Here is a 20,144-nt window from a genome sequence, read left to right as displayed (position 1 = left end):
CAACGTGATGCCGGTGACAACGAGATAACCGGATGTTTTCGTCGTACCCGGTCCCTAAGCTCGCCTGCATGCTGCTTCGGATGTCCACCTTGCTGCTCAAGACCCTGCGTGAGGAGCCGGCGGACGCGGAGGTGCCGAGTCACCGCCTCCTCGTGCGCGCTGGGTTCGTCCGTCGCGCCGCTCCGGGCGGCTACACCTGGCTGCCACTCGGCAAGCTCGTGCTGGACCGCGTCACCGCCGTGGTGCAGGAGGAGATGTTCGCGGCCGGCGGGCAGGAGGTCTCGTTCCCCGCACTGCTGCCCCGCGAGCCCTACGAGACCAGTGGCCGTTGGACGGAGTACGGCGACGACATCTTCACCCTCAAGGACCGGCGCGGGGCCGACCATCTGCTCGCGCCCACCCACGAGGAGATGTTCACCCTGCTGGTGCAGGAGATGACCGGGTCGTATCGGGACTTCCCCCTGATCCTGTTCCAGATCCAGACCAAGTTCCGGGACGAGGCCCGTCCCCGCGGTGGCCTGCTGCGCGGTCGCGAGTTCCTGATGAAGGACGCCTATTCGTTCGACCTCACCGACGCGGGGCTCGCGGAGGCGTATGAACGGATGCGCGCCGCCTACCGACGAATCTTCAGCCGGCTCGGGTTGGAGCACACGGTCGTCGCGGCCACCTCCGGCGCGATGGGCGGCTCGGCATCCGAGGAGTTCCTGGCCGCGGCCGAGGTCGGGGAGGACACCTACGTCGGCTGCACCGCGTGCGACTACGCGGCCAACACCGAGGCCGTGACCACTCCGGCGCCCACCGTGCGACAGCGGACCGCCCCGGCCATGGCGGTGCACGACACTCCCGAGACGCCGACGATCGCGTCGCTGGTCGATCTGGCCAACGAGCGGGCGCTCGGCGGGCGCACCGACTGGACTGCCGCCGACACGTTGAAGAACGTGGTGGTCACCGTTCAGCACCCGGGCCGCGAGCCGGAGCTGCTGGCGATCGGCCTGCCCGGCGACCGTGACGTCGATCTCAAGCGGCTCAACGCCGTCCTGGCGCCGGCCACCGCGGTCCTCTTCGACGACTTCGCGTCGCGGCCCGACCTGGTCAAGGGCTACATCGGCCCGCAGGGCATCAAAATCCGGTATCTGGCCGATCCCCGTGTCGCGACCGGCACGGCCTGGCTGACCGGCGCCAACGAGCCCGGCAAGCACGCGACCGACGTGGTGGCGGGCCGCGACTTCACGCCGGACGGCGTCATCGAGGCGGCCGTGGTGCGGCCCGGCGATCCCTGCCCGGCCTGCGACGACGGCAGACTGACCATGCGCCGGGGCATCGAGATCGGGCACATTTTCCAGCTCGGCCGGCGCTACACCGACGCGTTCAAGGTCGACGTGCTCGGCGCCGACGGCAAACCGGTGCGGCCCACCATGGGCTGCTACGGCATCGGCCTGTCCCGGGCGGTGGCGGCGATCGCCGAGCAGCACCACGACGATCGGGGCCTGGTCTGGCCCTCAGCGATCGCCCCGGCCGACGTGCACATCGTCGCGGCCGGCAAGGACGGCCAGGTCGAGGCGGCCCTCACGCTCGGGGCCACGCTTTCCCGGGCCGGCCTGCGGGTGCTCGTCGACGACCGGCCCAACGTGTCGGCGGGCGTCAAATTCACCGATGCCGAGCTCATCGGCATCCCACGGTCCGTCGTGGTCGGCCGCCGTCTTTCGGAGGGGTACGTGGAAGTGCGCGACCGGCGAAGTCAGGACCGGCAGGAAGTGCCCCTTGTGGATGTGGCGGGTGTGATCACGGCGGAGGCCGGGTAACCATGAGATACCGGCAGCGGAAGGGTGGTGGCATGGTCAGGCTGGTCGCGGATGCGATGACCCGTGAGGTGGTCTATCTGCCAGAGGACACCCCGCTCGACGAGGCCGCCCAGGCCATGCGCGACCGGGGCATCGGCGATGTGGTGGTGACCAGCGGCCCGACCATGACGGGCATCGTCACCGACCGGGACATCGTGATCCGCGCCATCGCGGAAAACCTGCCACCGGCCACCACGACGCTCGGTGCGATCGCCACCCGGGAGTTGCTCATGGTCGAGCAGAACGCCTCGGTGGAGGAGGCGGTGCAGGCCATGCGGGAGCGGGGCGTCCGCCGCCTGCTGGTCTGTGACGCCGACCGCAATCTGGTCGGGATCCTGAGCCTGAGCGACATCGCCCTGCTGCCCACCTCGGCCGCCGCCTGAGCGACATCGCCCTGCTGCCCACCTCGGCCGCCGCCTGACCGGCTCCCGATCCGCCGGCGCCAAGGCCCGGGCGCACGACAGCGGGTCACTCTGATCAGCGCGTTAGGGTCGATGGCGTGACTGACATGCCACCGAAGCTGGCCGAGATCGTCGACGAGTTCGCCTCGGCCCCACGCGAGGTCGTGCTCGAGATGCTGCTGGAGTTCGCCGACGCCGTTCCGCCACTGCCCGCGGACCTGGCCGGGCACGAGGGCATGGAGCAGGTTCCGGAGTGCCAGACCGCGTTCTTCCTGAAGGCGGTGGTGCAGCCGGACGACACCGTGGTGGCCCACTTCGACTGCCCACCGGAGGCACCGACCACCCGGGCGTTCGCCGGCATCCTGGCCGAGGGTCTGGCGGGGGCGAGCACCGGGGAGATCCTCGCCGTACCCGATGATCTCTATGGCCGGATGGGGCTGGCCCAAGCGATCAGCCCGTTGCGGGTCCGCGGCGGGACCGCCATTCTGGCCCGTCTCAAGCGCCAGGTCGCCGCCCAGGCGACCCCGGTCGAAACGGAGTGACGTGGATATTCAGGTTTGGTCCGATGTGGTCTGCCCGTGGTGCTACATCGGGAAGCGGCGGCTGGAGAACGCCCTGGACGCATTCGACGGCCCCGCCACGGTCACCTATCGGGCCTATCAACTGGACCCCGCCCCGGTGCCGGCTCCCCTGCCGATCAAGCAGGTGATGACGGAGAAGTTCGGCGGACCGGCCCGCGCCGAGCAGATTTTCGCGCAGGTCACCGCGATCGGTGCCAGTGAGGGCCTGAACCTGGACTTCGACCGGGCGATCGCGGCCAACACCTTCGCGGCGCACCGGCTGATCGCCTGGGCGCAGACACAGGACCGCCAAGCGGACATGCTGGACGCGCTCCAGCGGGCGCACTTCACCGACGGCATCGACATCGGCTCGCTTCCCGCTCTGGCCGCGGTCGCCGGCTTGATCGGCCTGGACGGCACCGCCGCGCTCACCTACCTGGAGTCGGACGCCGGCTCCAAGGCGGTACGGATCGACATCGAAGAGGCGCGCGCGCTTCGCATCAGCAGCGTCCCGAACTTCGTGATCGACGGCAAATACCAGGTGCAGGGCGCTCAGGAGACAGAGACGCTGGTCGCCGCCTTCGCGGAGATCGCCCGCCGGGCAGACGTCAACACCGGTCTATGACGTTTCACGTGAAACAATATCGATAACGGTCACATCGCCTCGCGGGCCAGGCCATCGATCACCTCGGCGCCTGGTAGGGCGCCGAGGGCTGGGCCGGCAATGGCGATCTTGCTGTGCCGGACACCGGAGCCGATGATCACGTGCGGAGTGGCGGCCACACGGGCGTCGACCAGAATCGGCCACGAGGCGGGCAGCCCGATCGGGGTGATCCCGCCGTACTCCATCCCGGTCAGCGCCACGGCGTCGTCCATCGGCGCGAAGCTGGCCTTCCGTACATCCAGGTGCCGCCGGACCACGCCGTTCACGTCGGCGCGCGTGGTCGCGAGGATGATGCAGGCCGCATAGCGGGTGACCTCGCCCCGGCGCCCGGCCACGATCACGCAGTTGGCGGACTCGGCCAGCCGCACCCCGTACGCCTCGCAGAAAGCCGCCGTGTCCGCCAGCCCCGGGTCGATCGGCGCGACCAGCACCTGATCGGCGTCGATCGGCGCCTCAGCCGGCCAGACCGTCAGCGCCTCGGCCACAGCCGACGCGAGCAGATCCGGCCGGGTCTGAGCGATTTCGGTCCGCAGGCTTCCCATCATGACGCCATCCTTGCCCAGTCAATCGATCACAACGCGGCGGGGTGCGCCTCAGTCGTAGAAGAACGACTCGAGGTCCTCCATCGACCCGGGCCCGGCCAGAAAGTGCTCGACAGCCGCGACGGCCCGCTCCGAAGGAGTGTCTGGCCGCCCCAGCCAGACCTCACCCCACTCAGCGACCGCATAGATGCCGGACAACAGTTCCGGCATACGCGCCGGATGCGGTGGACGGTGCCCGAGCACAGGCGACAGGGTCCAGCCGCCGGCCCGGGCAGCCAAGCGAAGGACGCCGGCCCAGGTCGCTATACGCCCCACCCGTACGCCCAACGGGTCGTCGGTAAACGGCGGTAACCGGCCGCCGTGCAGACATTGGGTAGCGACCGTGATGTCCGCCAGCACCCGCCTCTCCACGGTGTCGCGGACCCAGCGCCCCTCCTGGGATTCGTCGATCGCGGCCGCCCACCACTCCCAGGCCGCATCGATCCGTTCCATCGCCTCGTCCACGTCACACAGGTTCGCATCCGGTGTTCCCGTAGCGCTCGGCCAGGTAGTCGTCCCAGGTACGCGTACCCGTGGATCCGCCTGTCCCGACCAGGCCGCCCTCCCGAACCGTCCGGGCCAGAGCACCCGGCAGCCGTACCGGCCAGACCGGCCGCCTACTGCCACGCGCCGCGAGCCAGGGACGGGCCATCTCCCCGAAGGTCAGCACCTGGGGCCCCGCCACTTCGGCGGCCTGTCCGATGGCCGGTTCACCGAGGAGACCCACGATCCGCGCCGCCACGTCCTGGACGTGCACCGGCTGCACCCGAAGCCCCGGGTCGACGACGAGCGGGCCCAGCCGGCTCGACGTGGTGAAGAGGGTGTCGACCAGCGAGGGGAACTGGGTGGCCCGCAGGATCGTGAACGGCACGCCGGAGTCGCGGACCACGGCCTCGGTGGCGAGCTTGGTGCGGTAGTAGCCGAGTGGCACCCGGTCGATCCCGACGATCGACACGTACAGCGCGTGCCGCACCCCCGCCCCGGCCGCCGCGGCGAGAAGCCGTCGCGTGCCCTCCACGTCCGTCTCCCGCTGCCGGCGGCCCGGCGCCGAGGCCAGGTGCACGATCGCGTCGGCACCGCGCACGGCGTCGCCGAGGCCGCCTCCGCTCGCCAGGTCGGCGGCCACCCATCCCGGCCGCGCCCGCCGGCTCATCGGCCGCACCCGGTGGCCGGCGGCCGTCAGGGCGGGCACCACCACCGTTCCGAGTGTGCCGCTCGCCCCGGTCACCAGCACTGTCATCGAGTCACTCATGTGGGAGGGACGAACCATCGCCCGGCATCGTGACGTGCCCTCGAACACGATGCGGACGGACAATAGACCCAAACCACTTCAGACGTACGCGGATTCGCGGACCACGAAGGCCTGTTTTCCGGGATGCCCTCAGTTCCGGCCGGATCATGCCGACCACAAGGATTGTGGAGGACCGCCGAAAGGCCCGCGTGGGGACTGTCAGTGGGCTCGCCCTACTGACCGGCGCCACCGCGTCCGTTTCCATCGGCGGCGGCCATCATTCGCTCTTCGCCACCCTGCTGCTGGGTCTGCTGGCGGCGATGATGGCGCACGCCCTGGTGGTGGAGCTCCGACGTCAAGCTCGTCGCCGGTCCCAGGTCGCCTGGTACTGGACGGACACGGTCAACGCCGTACTGCTGGCGATCTGGGCACTGACCGCCGTCGCCGCGAGCTGTGCCCCGTTCATGTCCCTGCCGGTACGCATACTCGGCAGCTTCCTGGCCGTGGGCTACACCGCCGCCTGCGTCTACTTCGTGGTGGAGCGGCGCCGCGCCGTGACGGCCCTGTTCTTCCCGGTGCCCGCACCGTCGGCGGAGCCGGAGGACGCCCCGGTGGCGGACTCGACCCCCACGGTCTGACCGGCGAGCGTCGGCAGCACCACCATCAACGGCGGAACCGGCACCCCGTTGGTCTCGATCGGCAACTCGGGAACTGGCAGCCAGTCGACACCGAGCTGCTCCGGGCCGGAGCCGTCATCGCGCCCGACACGTGGCTCGCCGTCCGCGACACTGACCGCGAAGACCGAGGTCATGCCGGACGGGTAGGGCATCTCCAGCACATAGCGGGCGTCGCTGACGACGAGGCCGGTCTCCTCGAACACCTCGCGCCGCACCGCCTCCTCGGCTGTCTCCCCTGGACGCAGGCCGCCGCCGGGAAGGGTCCACCACTCGCCGCCACCGGATCGCCGGCTGCGCTCGTGCACCATCAGCACACGGCCGTCCCGCACGATCACGGCGGCGGCCCGTCTTCGTTCGTCCACGCCATGCAGGCTAACCGCCGGGCCTGTGCGCCGCAGGGCTCATTCATTCCTCTGTGGATAACCGGCACAGCCCAAGACCGGGCAAATGCACACCTACGGCTTCGGAACGGTGACCAGCAGATATGTACGGTCCCGCAGAAGCTGCGAGGTCAACGCGATGCCGGTGTGCCGGGCCATGAAGCCGAGCGCCGCACCCGTGGGATCCGTCACGCCGCCACCTCCGAGAAGCCCGGCCGTGGTCAGCTCGGGCCGGAACTCGTCCAGCCCACCGCCCCCGGCCCGTTCCGGTACCGCCGTGTCGAGGTCCAGAGCGAGGTTCCCGTCCCGGAAGACCATGAGCCGGCCGGGCCCGCCCCCACCTCCCCGGTAGGCGACGACCTCCCCGCCGTCCGCCGACAGCGGCTCCACGATCTGCGAGGTGACACCGAGCGACCCGTTGTCCTCCACCAGGATCGACCAGTCGCCGGCGCTGGCGATCCCGACGAAGAACCGCTTCGGGTCGCCCGTCTCCCCGTCCCCGGGGCCGACGACCCGGTGCCACTCGACCCGCTCCAGTTCGTCACCACCGAGCCGCTCGATCAGGGCGTACGGCTTGATGCCCCGAACCAGGGTGAAGCAGAACCCGTGGGTGAGGTCGGCGCTCCGGGCCGGCCAGCCGAGGTCGACGTCCGGACCGGCCGACGGAAGAGGGTCGGCGAAACCGGGGCTACCACAGCCGGACAGGCCGGAGAGTGCGAACAGGAGAAGGGCGGAGCGGCGATTCACCGCGCCAGTAGATCAAAGGTTGTGTAAGTCTCGCGCCCGCCTACCGGTTAACGCCAATCGACCAACCGTCGATGAGCGGCGCGGATCAGGCGTTCCATGTTCGCCTCATCGACCACCGGAGTGATCTGCGTCGCGTTGAAGTCCATAGTGACCACGGTGTCGCCGACCCGGAACGCGGCGATCCGGTCGGTGGCCTTGATCTCACGGTTCGTCGACTGCGCGATGAGCGGCTCGATCTGTTCGATCAGCAGGGCATCGTCACCGACTCCGACCGGGGCGAGCATCCGGTAGCGCAGCTCGGCGGACGGCACCGGAGTGCTGCGCGGACCACGCGGCAGATGATCGGTGATCGTCTCTCCGGGACACGACGCGACCGCGCTACGTAGTGCCTCCATGTAACGCTCCGCACCGTCACCCTCGAAAACGGTCACCGTCTGCTCGACATAGGCGTCGAAGCTGCGATTCATCGGGGTGGTCAGGTTCCGGTACACGATGTGTTCCTGACGGCGTAGCCCGATCCGCCCGGCCGCGTCGAGGTCCGCGCCACACAGTGACGGCAGCATCGCGACCTCGGAATCCTTCGGATAACGCGATTCCCGAATCTCCTCGGGCTGTAGGAAGACCGAATCCGGGATCGCGAGCGGCATCGTGGCCACCGGCAGCGGTGCGGGCGGAGAGGCAGGCCTCTGCACCAGGAACGCTCCCCCGGCGAAGGCCGCCGCGAGCGCGACGCCGGCCACCACGGCCCGGGTCCGTCCCCGCCGGTTCTCCCGGCCACGCACCTCGGCGGCCAGCGGCATCGGTGTGCCGTCGGCGTCCACGCTCAACGCCGTGAACATCTCGTCCAATCGGGCCGGCATCACTGCACCTCCACCATCTCGGCCGCCACACCGCTTCCGGCCAGCAGGCCGGCCAGCGTGGTACGGGCACGCGACAACCACGATTTGACGGTGTTCTCGGGAACCCCCATCTCCGCGGCGATCCGGGAGACGGGCATGTCGTACAGGTAGTAGAGGGCGACCGCCTGCCGCTGCTTGACCGGGAGGGTCTTCAGCGCCGCGGTGAGGAGCACGGTGTCCTCGTTCGGGGGCCGCACCGTCGGCGGCGGTCCGCTGGTGCGGGCGAGGATGTTCAGCCACTTCGCGCTGCGCCGCCAACGGTCGGTGGCCAGCCGGGAGACCGTGAGCCGTACCCAGGCCTCGGGCGCCGGATGATCGGCCACTTTGCGCCAGTGGCGCCAGGCCCGGGCGTACGCCTCCTGCACCACGTCCTGCGTGTCCGCCGCGTCGCCGACGAGCGCGTACGCGTACCGCATCACCCGGGTGAGGGTCTCCCGGTAGAACAGATCGAATCCTTGGGTGTCGCGCATCCCGTTCCCGCCTGTGAAGTGACACCGTCACATCGTTTACGCCCGGGCTCATCGACCGGTTGCGGCACGAACGAAGAACGCCGCCCGGAGTTCCGGACGGCGCGCGAAAGGTGTGGAGCCCAGGGGACTTGAACCCCTAACCCCCGCCTTGCAAAGGCGGTGCTCTGCCAGTTGAGCTAGGGCCCCGTGACCCGCTATCGCAGGTCGGGAGCGGTGGTCGCCTCGTGCCACAGAGCACGCTCGTCACTGGAGGCCTTGACCTTCTTGACCACCAGGGCCGCGACCCCGACAACACCGGCAATGATGAGGAGCTTCTTCAGCACTGAACTGCTACCCCCTAGGCACCGCTCGGAAAAGGACGGTGAATGACAAGTGGCCCCGACTCACGTCATTTCGTGAGTGGGGCCTCTCAGTCACCCGTGGGGCTAGCTGGAATCGAACCAGCGACCTCAGAGTTATCAGCTCTGCGCTCTAACCGACTGAGCTATAGCCCCTCACCTGCGGACTGAACGTTACCGCATCGGGTTGCGGGCTTCCAAAGCGGGGTGCCCGCAACCCGATGCGTTCGTCAGTCCCGCTCGGCCAGTGTCAGCTCGATGCCGCCGACCAGATCGGCGCAGACGTTGTAGATGAACGCGCTCAGCGTGGCCAGCGCGGTGAAGAGCACCACATTGACCGCGCCGATCAGCATCGACGTTCCGATGACGCCCCAGGCGGTGATCTTGAAGGTGCCACTGGACGACGTCTCGCTGCCGCCGCTGGCCGTGACCAGGTCCTGCAGGTTGCCGTTGACCGAGCTCCACACGCCCATGGTGTCCAGGGCGAGGTAGAGCACCGAGGTGGCGACCACCACGACGATGAAGAGCACGATCGACACGGCGAACGAGAACTTCATCACCGACCAGGGGTCGATCCGCTTCAGGTTCAGCCGGGCACGACGGGGGCCGCGCGCCGCCGCCGACGACACCGTCGAACGGGCCGAACGGACCGCTTCCGAGACACGGGCGGCCCCGACCGCTGCCGCACCGCCGGCGGCAGGCCCGGCCGGAGCGGTGCCGGTCCGCTGTTTCGCGGCACCGGAAGCGGCACCGGGAGCGACCGGCGCCGCGGACGCGGGCACGGTGGTGGGTCGCGGCGGGGTGCTCGGACTCGCGCCGGGAGCAGTCCCCGGGGTACGCCCGGCGGGCGTCCCAGGAGCGGCGCCCTTGCCCTTGGTGACGACCGGCACCGAGGCCGACCCCTTCACCCCGGACTGCGCGCCCGGCCGTTTGTCCGCGCCGTCGCTGCTGCCGGCGGCTGGTTCGCCCGGCGGCGGGGCCATGCCCGGCGCGCGGGTGAACTTGGGCGCGGACGGGGCATCGGCGGGGACAGCGGCGCGCCCTGCGGTCTCGCGACCGTTCGAGGCGGCGCCGTCCTTCTTGGCCGCATCGTCCGGAGTCGCTGAGCTCCCCGGGCCCCCCGACTTCGCCTGTGTCTCCGGCATCAACTAGTCCTGTTCGTCAGGCTCGTCGGCATTGCGAGCAAGCGCCACGATGGTTACACCTTCAGGGAGGTCCATCAGCTTGACCCCCATTGTGTTCCGATCCCGTGTGCGCCGTACAGGCTTCACGGGAGTCCGGATGACACCACCATTGCTGGTGATGGCAAACAGTTCATCCTCCGGGCTGATCACCAGAGCGCCGACAAGTCCACCACGACGCTCCGTGATCTTGGCGGTCAGCACCCCCTTACCGCCACGCCCCTGCACCGGATACTCCTCGATGGGCGTGCGTTTCGCATACCCACCATCGGTGGCGACCAACACATCCATACCCTCGCGGACGACTTCCATCGCGAGGAGCTCGTCGTTCTCGCCGAACCGCATGCCGATCACACCGGACGTGGCCCGCCCCATCGGGCGCAGCGCCTCGTCGGTGGCGTTGAACCGGATGGCCTGCGCCTTCTTGGAGACCAGCAACAGGTCGTCCTCCGAAGCCACCAGGGCCGCGCCCACCAATTCGTCATCCTCCCGCAGGTTGATGGCGATGATGCCACCGCTGCGGTTGGAGTCAAATTCCTCCAGGCGGGTCTTCTTCACGAGCCCATTCTTAGTGGCGAGCACAAGGTGTGGCGCCACCTGGTAGTTCGGGATCTGGATGACCTGCGCGATGTGCTCGTCCGGCTGGAAGGCCAGCAGGTTCGCGACGTGCTGACCCTTGGCCACCCGGTTGGCCTCGGGCAGCTCGTACGCCTTCGCCCGGTAGACCCGGCCCTTGTTCGTGAAGAACAGCATCCAGTCGTGGGTCGAGATGACGAAGAAGTGCGAGACGATGTCGTCCTGCCGCAGGGATGCGCCGCTCACGCCCTTGCCGCCACGCTTCTGCGACCGGTACATGTCGACCTTGGTGCGCTTGGCGTAACCGGTACGTGTGATGGTCACCACAACGTCTTCCCGGGCGATGAGGTCCTCCATGGAGACCTCGCCGTCGAACGGGATGATCTGGGTACGCCGGTCATCCCCGAACTTCTGGACGATCTCGGCCAGCTCATCCGAAATGATCGCCCGCTGCCGCTCCGGCTTCGCCAGGATGTCCTTGAAGTCGGCGATCTCGATCTCGATCTTCGCCAGCTCGTCGACGATCCGCTGCCGCTCCAGGGCGGCCAAGCGGCGCAGCTGCATGTCGAGGATCGCGGTCGCCTGGACCTCGTCGACGTCGAGCAACTGCATCAGGCCCTGGCGGGAGTCCTCCACCGTGGGCGAGCGCCGGATCAGGGCGATGACCTCGTCCAGCATGTCCAGCGCCTTGGCCAGACCGCGCAGGATGTGCGCGCGCTCCTCGGCCTTGCGCAGCCGGAACGCGGTCCGCCGCTGGATGACCTCGATCTGGTGGTCGACGTAGTAGCGGATGAACTGGGCGAGGTTCAGCGTGCGGGGGACGCCGTCGACCAGCGCCAGCATGTTGGCGCCGAACGTCTCCTGGAGCTGGGTGTGCTTGTAGAGGTTGTTCAGCACCACCTTGGCGACCGCATCGCGCTTGAGCACGAGGATCAGGCGCATACCGGTACGGCCGGAGGACTCGTCCCGGATGTCCGCGATTCCGGTGAGCTTGCCCTCCTTGACCAGTTCCGCGATCCGCTCGGCCAGGTTGTCCGGATTCACCTGGTACGGCAACTCGGTCACCACGAGGCAGGGCCGGCCGCGCTGGTCCTCCTCGACCTCGACCACCGCGCGCATCCGGATGGAACCCCGGCCGGTCCGGTACGCCTCGGTGATCGCCGTCTGCCCGACGATCAGGCCATACGTCGGGAAGTCCGGGCCCTTCACGATCTCGAGCATCGCCTCGAGCGCGGTCGCCTCGTCCGACTCGGGGTTGTCGAGCTGCCACTGCACGGCCGCCGCGATCTCGCGCAGGTTGTGCGGCGGGATCTTGGTGGCCATGCCGACCGCGATGCCCTCGGACCCGTTGACCAGCAGGTTCGGGAACCGAGCCGGCAGGATCGTCGGCTCCTTGGTCCGCCCGTCGTAGTTGTCCTGCATGTCGACGGTGTCCTCGTCGATGTCCCGCAGCATCTCCATGGCAAGCGGGGACAGCTTCGACTCGGTGTACCGCATGGCGGCCGGCGGGTCGTTACCCGGCGAGCCGAAGTTGCCGTTGCCGTCGATCAGCGGGTACCGCAGTGACCAGATCTGACCCATCCGGACCAGGGCGTCGTAGATCGACGAGTCACCGTGCGGGTGGTAGTTGCCCATCACATCGCCGACGACGCGGGCGCACTTCACGTACCCGCGGTCCGGACGGAAGCCGGCGTCGTACATCGCGTAAAGGATCTTGCGGTGCACCGGCTTGAGGCCGTCACGGACGTCGGGCAGCGCGCGACCGACGATCACGCTCATCGCGTAGTCGAGGTACGAACGCTGCATCTCGACCTCGAGGCCGACCGGCTCGACCCGCTGGGTCACACCGCCGCCGGTGTCGTCCTGGATCTCGTCGCCGTCGGGGGGCTCGGGAGTGTCAGTCACTTTTAACCCTTACTCAAGGTGATGCCACGCAAATACGACCAGAACGGGCATATAGCTGTGGATAACGTTGTGGAAATGCGGTGCAAGCTGTGGATACGGCTCGCCGGACTCAGATGTCCAGGAACCTGACGTCCTTGGCATTGCGTTGGATGAACGACCTCCGCGCCTCCACGTCCTCACCCATCAGCACGCTGAACAGCTCGTCCGCCACCGCGGCGTCGTCGAGCGTCACCTGGCGCAGGGTGCGGGTGTCCGGGTTCATCGTGGTGTCCCACAGTTCGTGGAAGTTCATCTCGCCGAGACCCTTGAACCGCTGGATGTCATCCGGCTTGGCGTTCGGCTTCTTCTGCTGACGCAGCGCGATCAGGCCGTCCCGCTCGCGGTCGGAGTACGCGTACTGCGCGTCGTCGCCCCGCTTGTTCCACTTCAGCTTGTAGAGCGGCGGCGAGGCCAGGTAGACGTGCCCCTGCTCGACCATCGGCCGCATGAAGCGGAAAATCAGAGTGAGCAGTAGGGTCTGAATGTGCTGGCCGTCGACGTCGGCGTCGGCCATCAAGATGATCTTGTGGTACCGCAGCTTCGAGATGTCGAACTCGTCGTGGATGCCGGTGCCCATGGCCGTGATCAGCGCCTGGACCTCGTTGTTCTTGAGCACCCGGTCGATCCGGGCCTTCTCCACGTTGAGGATCTTGCCGCGGATCGGCAGGATCGCCTGGATGCGGCTCTCCCGGCCGGACTTGGCCGAGCCACCGGCCGAGTCGCCCTCGACGATGAACAGCTCGGTCTCGCGCGGGTCGGTGGACTGGCAGTCGGCCAGCTTGCCCGGCATCGAGCCGGACTCCAGCAGCGACTTGCGCCGGGCCAGCTTGCGGGCCTGCTGCGCGGCGATCCGGGCGCGGGCCGCCTGGTCCGCCTTCGTGATGATCAGCTTGGCGTCCGCCGGGTTGCGGTCGAACCAGTCGGCGAGCTGCTCGTTGGCGACCTTCTGCACGAAGCTCTTCATGTCGGTGTTGCCGAGCTTCGTCTTGGTCTGGCCCTCGAACTGCGGCTCCCGCAGGGTCACCGAGATGATCGCGGCGAGACCCTCGCGAATGTCCTCACCGGACAGTTTCTGATCGCCCTTGAGCAGCTTCTTCTCGGTGCCGTACTTGTTCACGATGGTGGTCAGCGCGGCGCGGAAACCCTCCTCGTGGGTACCGCCTTCGTGGGTGTTGATGCGGTTGGCGAAGGTGTAGACCGACTCGCCGTACGACTCGTTCCACTGCATCGCGATCTCGACGCCCATGCCGGCGTCGTTGTCCTCGATGCCGAACTCGATGACGCTCTTGTGGATGGCGCTCTTCGTGGCGTTCAGGTGCCGGACGAAGTCGGAGATGCCGCCCGCGTACATGAAGGTGACCTTGCGGGGTTCACCGTTCTCGTCGGCGAACTCGGTCCGCTGGTCGGTGAAGTTGATGGTCAGGCCCCGGTTGAGGAACGCCATCTCCTGCAGCCGGCGATAGATGGTCTGGAAGTCGAACTCGACGGTCTCGAAGACGTCCGGGTCGGGCCAGAACTGCACGGTCGAGCCGGTCTTGTCGGTGGGCTCGCCCTTGTCCAGCGGGCCGGGCAGGGAGTGCGTGTACTTCTGCCGCCAGAAGTAGCCGTCTTTCTGGATCTCCACGGCCATCCGCATGGACAGCGCGTTCACCACCGAGACGCCCACACCGTGCAGACCACCGGACACCTTGTAGGCCTGTCCGTCGAACTTGCCACCGGCGTGCAGCACGGTCAGCGCGACCTCGACACCCGGCTTCTTCAGCTTCGGGTGCAGATCGACCGGGAAGCCACGGCCGTTGTCGGTGACCGAGACGCCGCCGTCGGCGAGCAGGACCACGTCGATGGTGTCGCAGTAACCGGCCAGCGCCTCGTCGACGGCGTTGTCCACAACCTCCCAGACCAGGTGGTGCAGACCGCGCTCACCGGTGGAGCCGATGTACATACCGGGACGCTTGCGGACCGCTTCAAGGCCTTCGAGCACGGTGATCGAGCCGGCACCGTATTCCTGCTGATTCTCTGACACCCTCGGCCACTTTCTCGCGCCGGGCCGGAAGGCCCCGCTACGGGGTTGACGGGCCGGGCCGGCGACGACGTGAGCACGCACGGGGGACCGGAGATGACCCCGCGGGGAGTAGCGGACCACCGGTGTAACCATGCGCGCCGGTCGCCGCGGACCGCCCGCGGATCGTGATCGGCTGGAAAAACCGCATAGCGTGACGATGCAGGCTGGCAGGGGGGCCGGCCCGACCGTCAAGCACAGTTTTCCCGGTCGCTGTCGATTCTACTCCGCCGAAGCGAATCGGCGAGGGTCCGGCACCCCTTCAGGGTGCCTGAGAGTGCCGTAGCGCGATTTGAGGCGCTACCCACGTAATCCCCTACACGCCACTGGTGCCCCGCGCAATGGCAAACGCTGCGGCAGTTTCCCCGCTCGGGCGCGCCTGCGATGCCCGGCCCGCACTCACTGCCACACTGCTCGACAACGTCCCGCGGCCGTGTCGTAACCTCGCCCGCGCGGGCCGGAGACGGCCGGGTGGTCGCAGGGCAGGTCGAGGAGGGGTGGCCCCGGATGGCGCACGACAAGGGCCTGGACAACGTCGCGGTGCACTGGCCGCGGACGAACCAGTACTACGATCCGGTGGCTCCCGCCGAGTTCGTCGACTTCGGAGCGATCGCCGACCGGCCCGAGATCGCCGCGCCCACCGGCGCGCTGGCGCTGCACATCGCCAAGACCGGCACGGTACGCGCCACGGCGTACACCGAGCTCATCGATCTTCTCCTGGGCCTGGAGGGCGTGCTCTACGCCACCGAGGCGGCCGCCGAGGACGAGGACCCGGTCATCGACCCGGACGGCTGCGCCTGGATCGCCGGTGGCCTGGAGCGGTTCGTCGAGGGTCACGAGAAGCACGGCGACCTGGTCACCTTCGACACCGTCACGGACGTGATGCGCACCGCGATCTCCGCCGGCCGGCTCGCCGAGCAGCAGCTGCGCTGGCTGGACCAGCGGCTCGCGGCCCTGCGCGACGACGCCGGCAACTCGCCGCACTGGAGCTTCGCGCGCACCGAGCTGGCCGTGCTGGCCGGCTTCTACCGCCGCTGCGCCGACCGCGGCTTCGCGGTTTTCGCCGACTACTGAGAGCCCGGCTACTGAGAACCTGGCCACCGAGAGCTCGGCTACCGAGAAGCCGGTCACCGGGCACGTGGGTGGCGGATCAACCAGGTCACGCCACTCGCCACCAACATGACGACCAGCACCGATCCGGCCCAGAAGATCTGCGAACGATCGGTGTCCTCGATCTCCACACCGGTCGCCAGCAGCTCGTTGCCGTCGCACGAGTTGGTCCGGTCGTCGGTGGCGTACACCCGGTACCGGCCGCCCTCGACGAACTTGTATCCACAGGACGCCTCGTCCTTCTCGGTAGCCAACGTCACCGAGTCGTCCACGTCACCCTTGAGCACCGCTTCGACCGCGAACCGGACGTCGACCCGTGAGTCCCACAGCTCGCCGTCGACCTCCTGGACCACCCCGACGAACGCGGTCTCGGCCTGATCCAGCGGGTCGAACCCGGACGCACAGGAACATGCCCAGGCCGGTCGCGCGGCCACCGGAACCGGGGCGAGAACCAGCAACATCAGGACCAGGGCCCGGCGCACATGCGTGATCATGTGGGTTCAGACGCACAAGACGCCGTTCCGGTTTCAGCCGTAGGTGTCCCGCGGTCCACGGCCCTGCACCCGGCGCGGCCCCCGGCTCCACGACGGCGCCGCCGGCCCGTGGATGTTGAGCCGGGTCACCACGTTGTTCCCGACCTCGCCGGCGATCTTCCGCAACAGCGTGGCGGCCAATAACCGCAGCTGGGTGGCCCAGGCGGTGGATTCGGCCTCGACGGTCAGCACCCCGCCCTCCAGCCGCACCGGACGGCTGTGCTCCGCGATGTCCGGCCCGACGACCTTCTCCCACGAGCCGAAGACGGTGGCCTCGGCCTTCGGCTTCTCCCAGCCGCGGGCCCGCATGAGGCGTTCCAGCATCGCCCCGAACGGCTGTGGATCGCGCGGATCCGGGCCCGGTCCGGAGTAGCCGCGCAACCGCCGCCCGCTGCCCTGCCCGGTCCCGGTCCGTTTGCGCGGGGTGCGCGCGGCCTCGCGTCGCCGCGCGAGCGCGGCATCCAGCACGGCCCGGGCCAGTTCCGGTCCGGCAAGGCCGTCGTTATCCACAGCCTGTGGGTCGTCCGGGCCTTTTTCCGGGGTACGGTCGGCGCGCTCAGCGCCTCCTACAGCGCCCCGAAGCTCCTTGACCTCATCCACCCCCGCCCAGAGGTCCCCGAGGGCGTCCTCGAGGCGCTGAGGGGGCTCTTCGGGCCGGGCAGGCTTGCGTCCGGCTGACCGTTCCCGGTCAGGGTCAGGAAACACGGGTCACCGCTCCCGTCCCGACGTCGTAGCGCGCGCCCCGCAGGCCGGTCGGCACATCCTCGGGAACCGCACAGGTCACCAGCAACTGTGCCGCGTCGGAGACCAGGGCCGCCAGCCTTTCCCGGCGATCGGTGTCCAGCTCGGCGAAGACGTCGTCGAGGGCCAGCACCGGCTCGATCCCGTCCGAGCGCAGCAGGTCGTACGCCGCGAGCCGCAACGCCAGCGCGAACGACCAGGATTCACCGTGGCTCGCGTACCCCTTGGTGGGCAGCTCGCCCAGCTGCAACGAGAGGTCGTCACGATGTGGGCCGACCAGCGTCGTCCCGCGCTCGATCTCGGCCGTCCGGCGTTCGGCCAGCGACTCCAGGATCATCGCCTCCAGCGCCGACCGGTCGGTGGGCAGCGACTCACCGAGCCGGGACGAATACCCGATCACCGCCGCCGACCGCCCGGCGGCGACCGCGTCGTACGCCTTCGTCAGGTGCGGTCCCAGTGCGGCCGCCAGCTCCAGCCGCCCGGCCAGCAGCTCGGCGCCGTGGTACGCCAGATGCTGATCCCAGACCGCCAGGGTGGACAGGTCCTGTCCCCGGTTGCCGCCCACCTTGCGGGTCAGGTAGGCGGTCCGCAGCAGGGCGTTGCGCTGCTTCACCACCCGGTCGTAGTCGGCCCGCACCCCGGCGTAACGGGGCTGCCGGGCGACCAGCAGATCGTCGAGGTACCGACGGCGCTCGGACGGGTCGCCACGGACCAGTTCCAGGTCCTCCGGGGCGAACAGCACCATCCGCAGGGCGCCGAGCACCTCCCGTGGCCGCCGCACCGGTGAACGGTTGAGCCGGGCGCGGTTCGCCCGGCCCGGCACGATCTCCAGCTCGACAAGCAGCTCGCGGCCGTCGTGGGCGATCGCGCAGCGGATCACCGCCGAGGAGGCGCCGGCCCGGACCAGCGGGGCGTCGGTGGCCACCCGGTGACTGTCCAGAGTGGCCACGTAGCCGAGCGCCTCGACCAGGTTGGTCTTGCCCATGCCGTTCTGGCCGACGAGCACGGACACACCGGGATCGAGATCGACCGCCACCCGCTCGTAGGAACGGAAGTCGGTGAGCTCGACCCGGCGTACGTGCATGGATCAGCGCTTGACGGCGTGGCCGCCGAACTGCTGGCGCAGCGCGGCAACGGCCTTCATGGCGGGCGAGTCGTCCTGGCGGGACTCGAAACGGGTGAAGATCGACGCGGCCAGGACGTGGGCCGGAACGGCGAGACGCACGGCCTCGTCGACCGTCCAGCGGCCCTCACCGGTGTCCTCGACGTAGCCCTTGAGGTTGGCCAGGGTCGGGTCCTCGTCGAGCGCCCGGTCGAGCAGATCCAGCAGCCACGACTTGACGACGCTGCCCTCACGCCAGCTCTTGATGACGGCCGGCACGTCGTCGACGAGCTCGGACGCCATGAGGATCTCGTAGCCCTCGCCGTACGCCTGCATCATGCCGTACTCGATGCCGTTGTGGATCATCTTGGCGTAGTGGCCGGCGCCGTGCGTGCCGGCGTGCGCGAAACCGAACTCGCCGGCCGGCTTGAGCGCCTCGAAGATCGGCTTGCAGTGCTCCACCTGAGCGGCCTCGCCACCGACCATCAGCGCGTAGCCGTTGGTGATGCCCCAGACGCCGCCGGAGACGCCGACGTCGAGATAGTGGATGCCCTTCGCCCGGAGGCGTGCGGCACGCGGGGCGTCGTCGGTGAACTTCGAGTTCCCGCCGTCGATGACGATGTCGCCCTCGGAAAGCAGCTCCGAGAGCGCGTCGATGGTGTCTTCGGTGATCTTGCCGGCTGGCACCATGGTCCATACGACACGTGGAGCCGCCAGCTTTTCCACCAGCTCAGCCAGGTTTGCTGCGTCGCTCTTGTCCGCGTTGTGGTCGAAACCGATGACCTCGTGCCCCGCTGCACGCAGTCGTTCCCGCATGTTGCCACCCATGCGGCCGAGACCGATCAGGCCGAGTTGCATGGTGATCTCCCTAGATGAGCGATTGGTTCAAGCTCAGTATCAGCGAGTCACTCGAATCGGCATGATCAGATAGCGGTAACCCGGGATGATTTCGCCACTTTCGCCAGCGGGCGAGATCACAGCGGGCTTGAACGCGTCGACGAAGGCGAACACCGCGGTCGGGGCTCCGAGATTCTGCAGGCCGTCGATCAGGTACTGCGGGTTGAACCCGATCGTCAGCGCCTCACCGGTGAACTCGGCCTCCATCGCCTCGCTGGCGCGGGCCTCCTCGGTCCCACCGGCCTCGACCACCAGCCCGTCCTCGCTGAAGCTCAGCAGCACCGGAGTCTGCCGCTCGGCGACCAGGGCCACCCGGCGGACGACCTCGACCAGGGCGGCCACACCGACCCGGGCCTCGGCGTTGTGCGAGGCCGGGAAGAGCGAGCGCACCGGCGGATAGTTCGCCCCGTCGAGCAGGCGGCTGGTGGTGCGCCGGGTGCCACCGGCAAACCCGATCATGCCCTCACCGGCTTTGCCCTGGGTCAGGGCCAGGGTGACGGCGCCACCGGCCGGGCCGAGGGCCTTCGCGGTGTCGTTCAGCGTCTTGGCCGGCACCAGCGCGTTGTGGCTGATCTCCGGGTCGTCGGGGGTCCACTCGATCTCCCGCATGGCCAGCCGGTAGCGGTCGGTCGCCAACAACGCCATGGTCGAACCGTTCAGCTCCAGCCGCACACCGGTCATCATCGGCAGGGTCTCGTCCCGGCCGGCGGCGATCGCGACCTGCGAGACGGCGGAGGCGAAAACGCCCGCGTCGACGGTGCCCGCGCTCGACGGCATGTCCGGCAGGGTCGGGTAGTCCTCGACCGGCATGGTCGGCAGGGTGAACCGGGCGCTGCCGCACACCAGCTCCAGATGTGCGCCGACGGCGGCGATGTCCACCGGCTTGCCCGGCAGTGCCTTGGTGATCTCGGCGAGCAGGCGGCCGGAGACCAGGGCGGCCCCCTCCGCGTCGGCCTGCACCTCGACGGTCACCTGACTGGAGACCTCGTAGTCGAAGCCCGACACCTGCAGGCGGCCGTCGGTGACCCGCAGCAGGACGCCGGCGAGCACCGGCACCGAGGGCCGGCTGGGCAGGCTCTTGGCTGTCCAGGCCACGGCGTCGGCGAGTGCGTCTCGCTCCACCCGGAACTTCATGCTTCCTCCGCGATGCGTCCTCATACAGGGGGCTTGGACCCCACTGAACTCTATGGCTCCGGCGGTATCCCCGTGTGC

22 protein-coding genes and 2 tRNA genes are annotated in these 20,144 nt (G+C 68.9%); 6 read left to right on the top strand and 18 right to left on the bottom strand.

The window, feature by feature from the left end; all coding sequences use genetic code 11:
* The first annotated feature begins 68 nt into the window (after positions 1-68).
* The 4 genes from BJ964_RS10465 to BJ964_RS10450 all read left to right on the top strand — a co-directional run bounded on the left by BJ964_RS10465 (position 69) and on the right by BJ964_RS10450 (position 3,427).
* Positions 69-1,802 carry a proline--tRNA ligase gene (locus tag BJ964_RS10465; RefSeq protein ID WP_188120497.1) on the top strand — a complete coding sequence of 578 codons (1,734 nt, stop codon included), beginning with the start codon at positions 69-71 and terminating at the stop codon, positions 1,800-1,802.
* A 32-nt stretch (positions 1,803-1,834) separates the two neighbouring features.
* Positions 1,835-2,224 carry a CBS domain-containing protein gene (locus tag BJ964_RS10460; RefSeq protein ID WP_188120496.1) on the top strand — a complete coding sequence of 130 codons (390 nt, stop codon included), beginning with the start codon at positions 1,835-1,837 and terminating at the stop codon, positions 2,222-2,224.
* Between the two features lie 116 nt (positions 2,225-2,340).
* On the top strand, positions 2,341-2,784 hold the full coding sequence (locus BJ964_RS10455) for a SufE family protein (protein WP_188120495.1): 444 nt from the start codon (positions 2,341-2,343) through the stop codon (positions 2,782-2,784).
* A gap of 1 nt (position 2,785) precedes the next feature.
* Complete coding sequence (locus BJ964_RS10450) at positions 2,786-3,427, top strand: DsbA family oxidoreductase (RefSeq protein ID WP_188120494.1); 642 nt, start codon at positions 2,786-2,788, stop codon at positions 3,425-3,427.
* Positions 3,428-3,456: 29 nt separating this feature from the next.
* Here the strand turns inward: BJ964_RS10450 and BJ964_RS10445 are convergent, their stop codons facing one another.
* Genes BJ964_RS10445 through BJ964_RS10435 form a run of 3 tightly spaced genes read right to left on the bottom strand, consistent with a single transcriptional unit; the run spans position 3,457 to position 5,287 of the window.
* Complete coding sequence (locus BJ964_RS10445; RefSeq protein ID WP_188126882.1) at positions 3,457-4,008, bottom strand: YbaK/EbsC family protein; 552 nt, start codon at positions 4,006-4,008, stop codon at positions 3,457-3,459.
* Positions 4,009-4,059: 51 nt separating this feature from the next.
* Positions 4,060-4,512, bottom strand: coding sequence for a hypothetical protein (locus tag BJ964_RS10440; RefSeq protein ID WP_188120493.1), 453 nt, complete (start codon positions 4,510-4,512; stop codon positions 4,060-4,062).
* A 1-nt stretch (position 4,513) separates the two neighbouring features.
* The gene (locus BJ964_RS10435; RefSeq protein ID WP_188120492.1) at positions 4,514-5,287 is read right to left on the bottom strand and encodes an SDR family oxidoreductase; all 774 of its coding nucleotides are present in this window, start codon (positions 5,285-5,287) and stop codon (positions 4,514-4,516) included.
* Positions 5,288-5,487: 200 nt separating this feature from the next.
* Between BJ964_RS10435 and BJ964_RS10430 the strand changes: the two genes are divergently transcribed.
* Positions 5,488-5,916, top strand: a complete 429-nt coding sequence (locus tag BJ964_RS10430; protein ID WP_229807121.1) for a hypothetical protein — start codon at positions 5,488-5,490, stop codon at positions 5,914-5,916.
* On the opposite strand, the gene BJ964_RS10425 is transcribed toward BJ964_RS10430, so the two are convergent.
* The 10 genes from BJ964_RS10425 to gyrB all read right to left on the bottom strand — a co-directional run bounded on the left by BJ964_RS10425 (position 5,805) and on the right by gyrB (position 14,513).
* Positions 5,805-6,317 carry an NUDIX domain-containing protein gene (locus tag BJ964_RS10425; RefSeq protein WP_229807122.1) on the bottom strand — a complete coding sequence of 171 codons (513 nt, stop codon included), beginning with the start codon at positions 6,315-6,317 and terminating at the stop codon, positions 5,805-5,807. The two genes, BJ964_RS10430 and BJ964_RS10425, sit on opposite strands and share 112 nt — an antisense overlap.
* A 93-nt stretch (positions 6,318-6,410) precedes the next feature.
* The gene (locus tag BJ964_RS10420) at positions 6,411-7,082 is read right to left on the bottom strand and encodes a DUF6461 domain-containing protein (RefSeq protein ID WP_188120490.1); all 672 of its coding nucleotides are present in this window, start codon (positions 7,080-7,082) and stop codon (positions 6,411-6,413) included.
* Between the two features lie 47 nt (positions 7,083-7,129).
* Positions 7,130-7,942 carry a hypothetical protein gene (locus tag BJ964_RS10415; protein WP_188120489.1) on the bottom strand — a complete coding sequence of 271 codons (813 nt, stop codon included), beginning with the start codon at positions 7,940-7,942 and terminating at the stop codon, positions 7,130-7,132.
* On the bottom strand, positions 7,942-8,451 hold the full coding sequence (locus BJ964_RS10410) for an RNA polymerase sigma factor (RefSeq protein WP_188120488.1): 510 nt from the start codon (positions 8,449-8,451) through the stop codon (positions 7,942-7,944). The genes BJ964_RS10415 and BJ964_RS10410 overlap by 1 nt, the downstream gene beginning before the upstream one ends.
* Positions 8,452-8,564: 113 nt before the next feature.
* Positions 8,565-8,637, bottom strand: a tRNA-Ala gene (locus tag BJ964_RS10405).
* Positions 8,638-8,645: 8 nt separating this feature from the next.
* Positions 8,646-8,774, bottom strand: coding sequence for a DLW-39 family protein (locus tag BJ964_RS47320; RefSeq protein ID WP_211304171.1), 129 nt, complete (start codon positions 8,772-8,774; stop codon positions 8,646-8,648).
* Positions 8,775-8,871: 97 nt separating this feature from the next.
* Positions 8,872-8,945, bottom strand: a tRNA-Ile gene (locus BJ964_RS10400).
* A 74-nt stretch (positions 8,946-9,019) separates the two neighbouring features.
* The gene (locus tag BJ964_RS10395; RefSeq protein ID WP_188120487.1) at positions 9,020-9,934 is read right to left on the bottom strand and encodes a DUF3566 domain-containing protein; all 915 of its coding nucleotides are present in this window, start codon (positions 9,932-9,934) and stop codon (positions 9,020-9,022) included.
* A 3-nt stretch (positions 9,935-9,937) separates the two neighbouring features.
* Complete coding sequence (gyrA, locus tag BJ964_RS10390; protein ID WP_188120486.1) at positions 9,938-12,451, bottom strand: DNA gyrase subunit A; 2,514 nt, start codon at positions 12,449-12,451, stop codon at positions 9,938-9,940.
* A 109-nt stretch (positions 12,452-12,560) separates the two neighbouring features.
* Positions 12,561-14,513, bottom strand: coding sequence for a DNA topoisomerase (ATP-hydrolyzing) subunit B (gyrB, locus tag BJ964_RS10385; RefSeq protein WP_188120485.1), 1,953 nt, complete (start codon positions 14,511-14,513; stop codon positions 12,561-12,563).
* A 543-nt stretch (positions 14,514-15,056) separates the two neighbouring features.
* Here gyrB and BJ964_RS10380 point away from each other — a divergent pair.
* The gene (locus BJ964_RS10380) at positions 15,057-15,623 is read left to right on the top strand and encodes a hypothetical protein (protein WP_183225828.1); all 567 of its coding nucleotides are present in this window, start codon (positions 15,057-15,059) and stop codon (positions 15,621-15,623) included.
* Between the two features lie 53 nt (positions 15,624-15,676).
* Here the strand turns inward: BJ964_RS10380 and BJ964_RS10375 are convergent, their stop codons facing one another.
* From BJ964_RS10375 to dnaN, 5 genes are all read right to left on the bottom strand, one after another.
* Complete coding sequence (locus tag BJ964_RS10375) at positions 15,677-16,141, bottom strand: hypothetical protein (RefSeq protein WP_188120484.1); 465 nt, start codon at positions 16,139-16,141, stop codon at positions 15,677-15,679.
* Between the two features lie 45 nt (positions 16,142-16,186).
* Positions 16,187-16,702 (bottom strand): DciA family protein, encoded by a 516-nt coding sequence (locus BJ964_RS10370; protein ID WP_188120483.1) that lies wholly within the window; start codon positions 16,700-16,702, stop codon positions 16,187-16,189.
* Between the two features lie 184 nt (positions 16,703-16,886).
* On the bottom strand, positions 16,887-18,017 hold the full coding sequence (recF, locus tag BJ964_RS10365) for a DNA replication/repair protein RecF (RefSeq protein WP_188120482.1): 1,131 nt from the start codon (positions 18,015-18,017) through the stop codon (positions 16,887-16,889).
* 3 nt (positions 18,018-18,020) lie between these two features.
* Positions 18,021-18,893, bottom strand: a complete 873-nt coding sequence (gene gnd / locus BJ964_RS10360; protein ID WP_188120481.1) for a phosphogluconate dehydrogenase (NAD(+)-dependent, decarboxylating) — start codon at positions 18,891-18,893, stop codon at positions 18,021-18,023.
* Positions 18,894-18,932: 39 nt separating this feature from the next.
* Complete coding sequence (dnaN, locus tag BJ964_RS10355; RefSeq protein ID WP_188120480.1) at positions 18,933-20,066, bottom strand: DNA polymerase III subunit beta; 1,134 nt, start codon at positions 20,064-20,066, stop codon at positions 18,933-18,935.
* Positions 20,067-20,144: the final 78 nt, after the last annotated feature.

It is taken from the genome of Actinoplanes lobatus (assembly GCF_014205215.1).
GTDB lineage: Bacteria > Actinomycetota > Actinomycetes > Mycobacteriales > Micromonosporaceae > Actinoplanes > Actinoplanes lobatus.
Note: the sequence above shows the minus strand (reverse complement) of the source record. Positions and strands in the feature narration are given on the sequence as shown.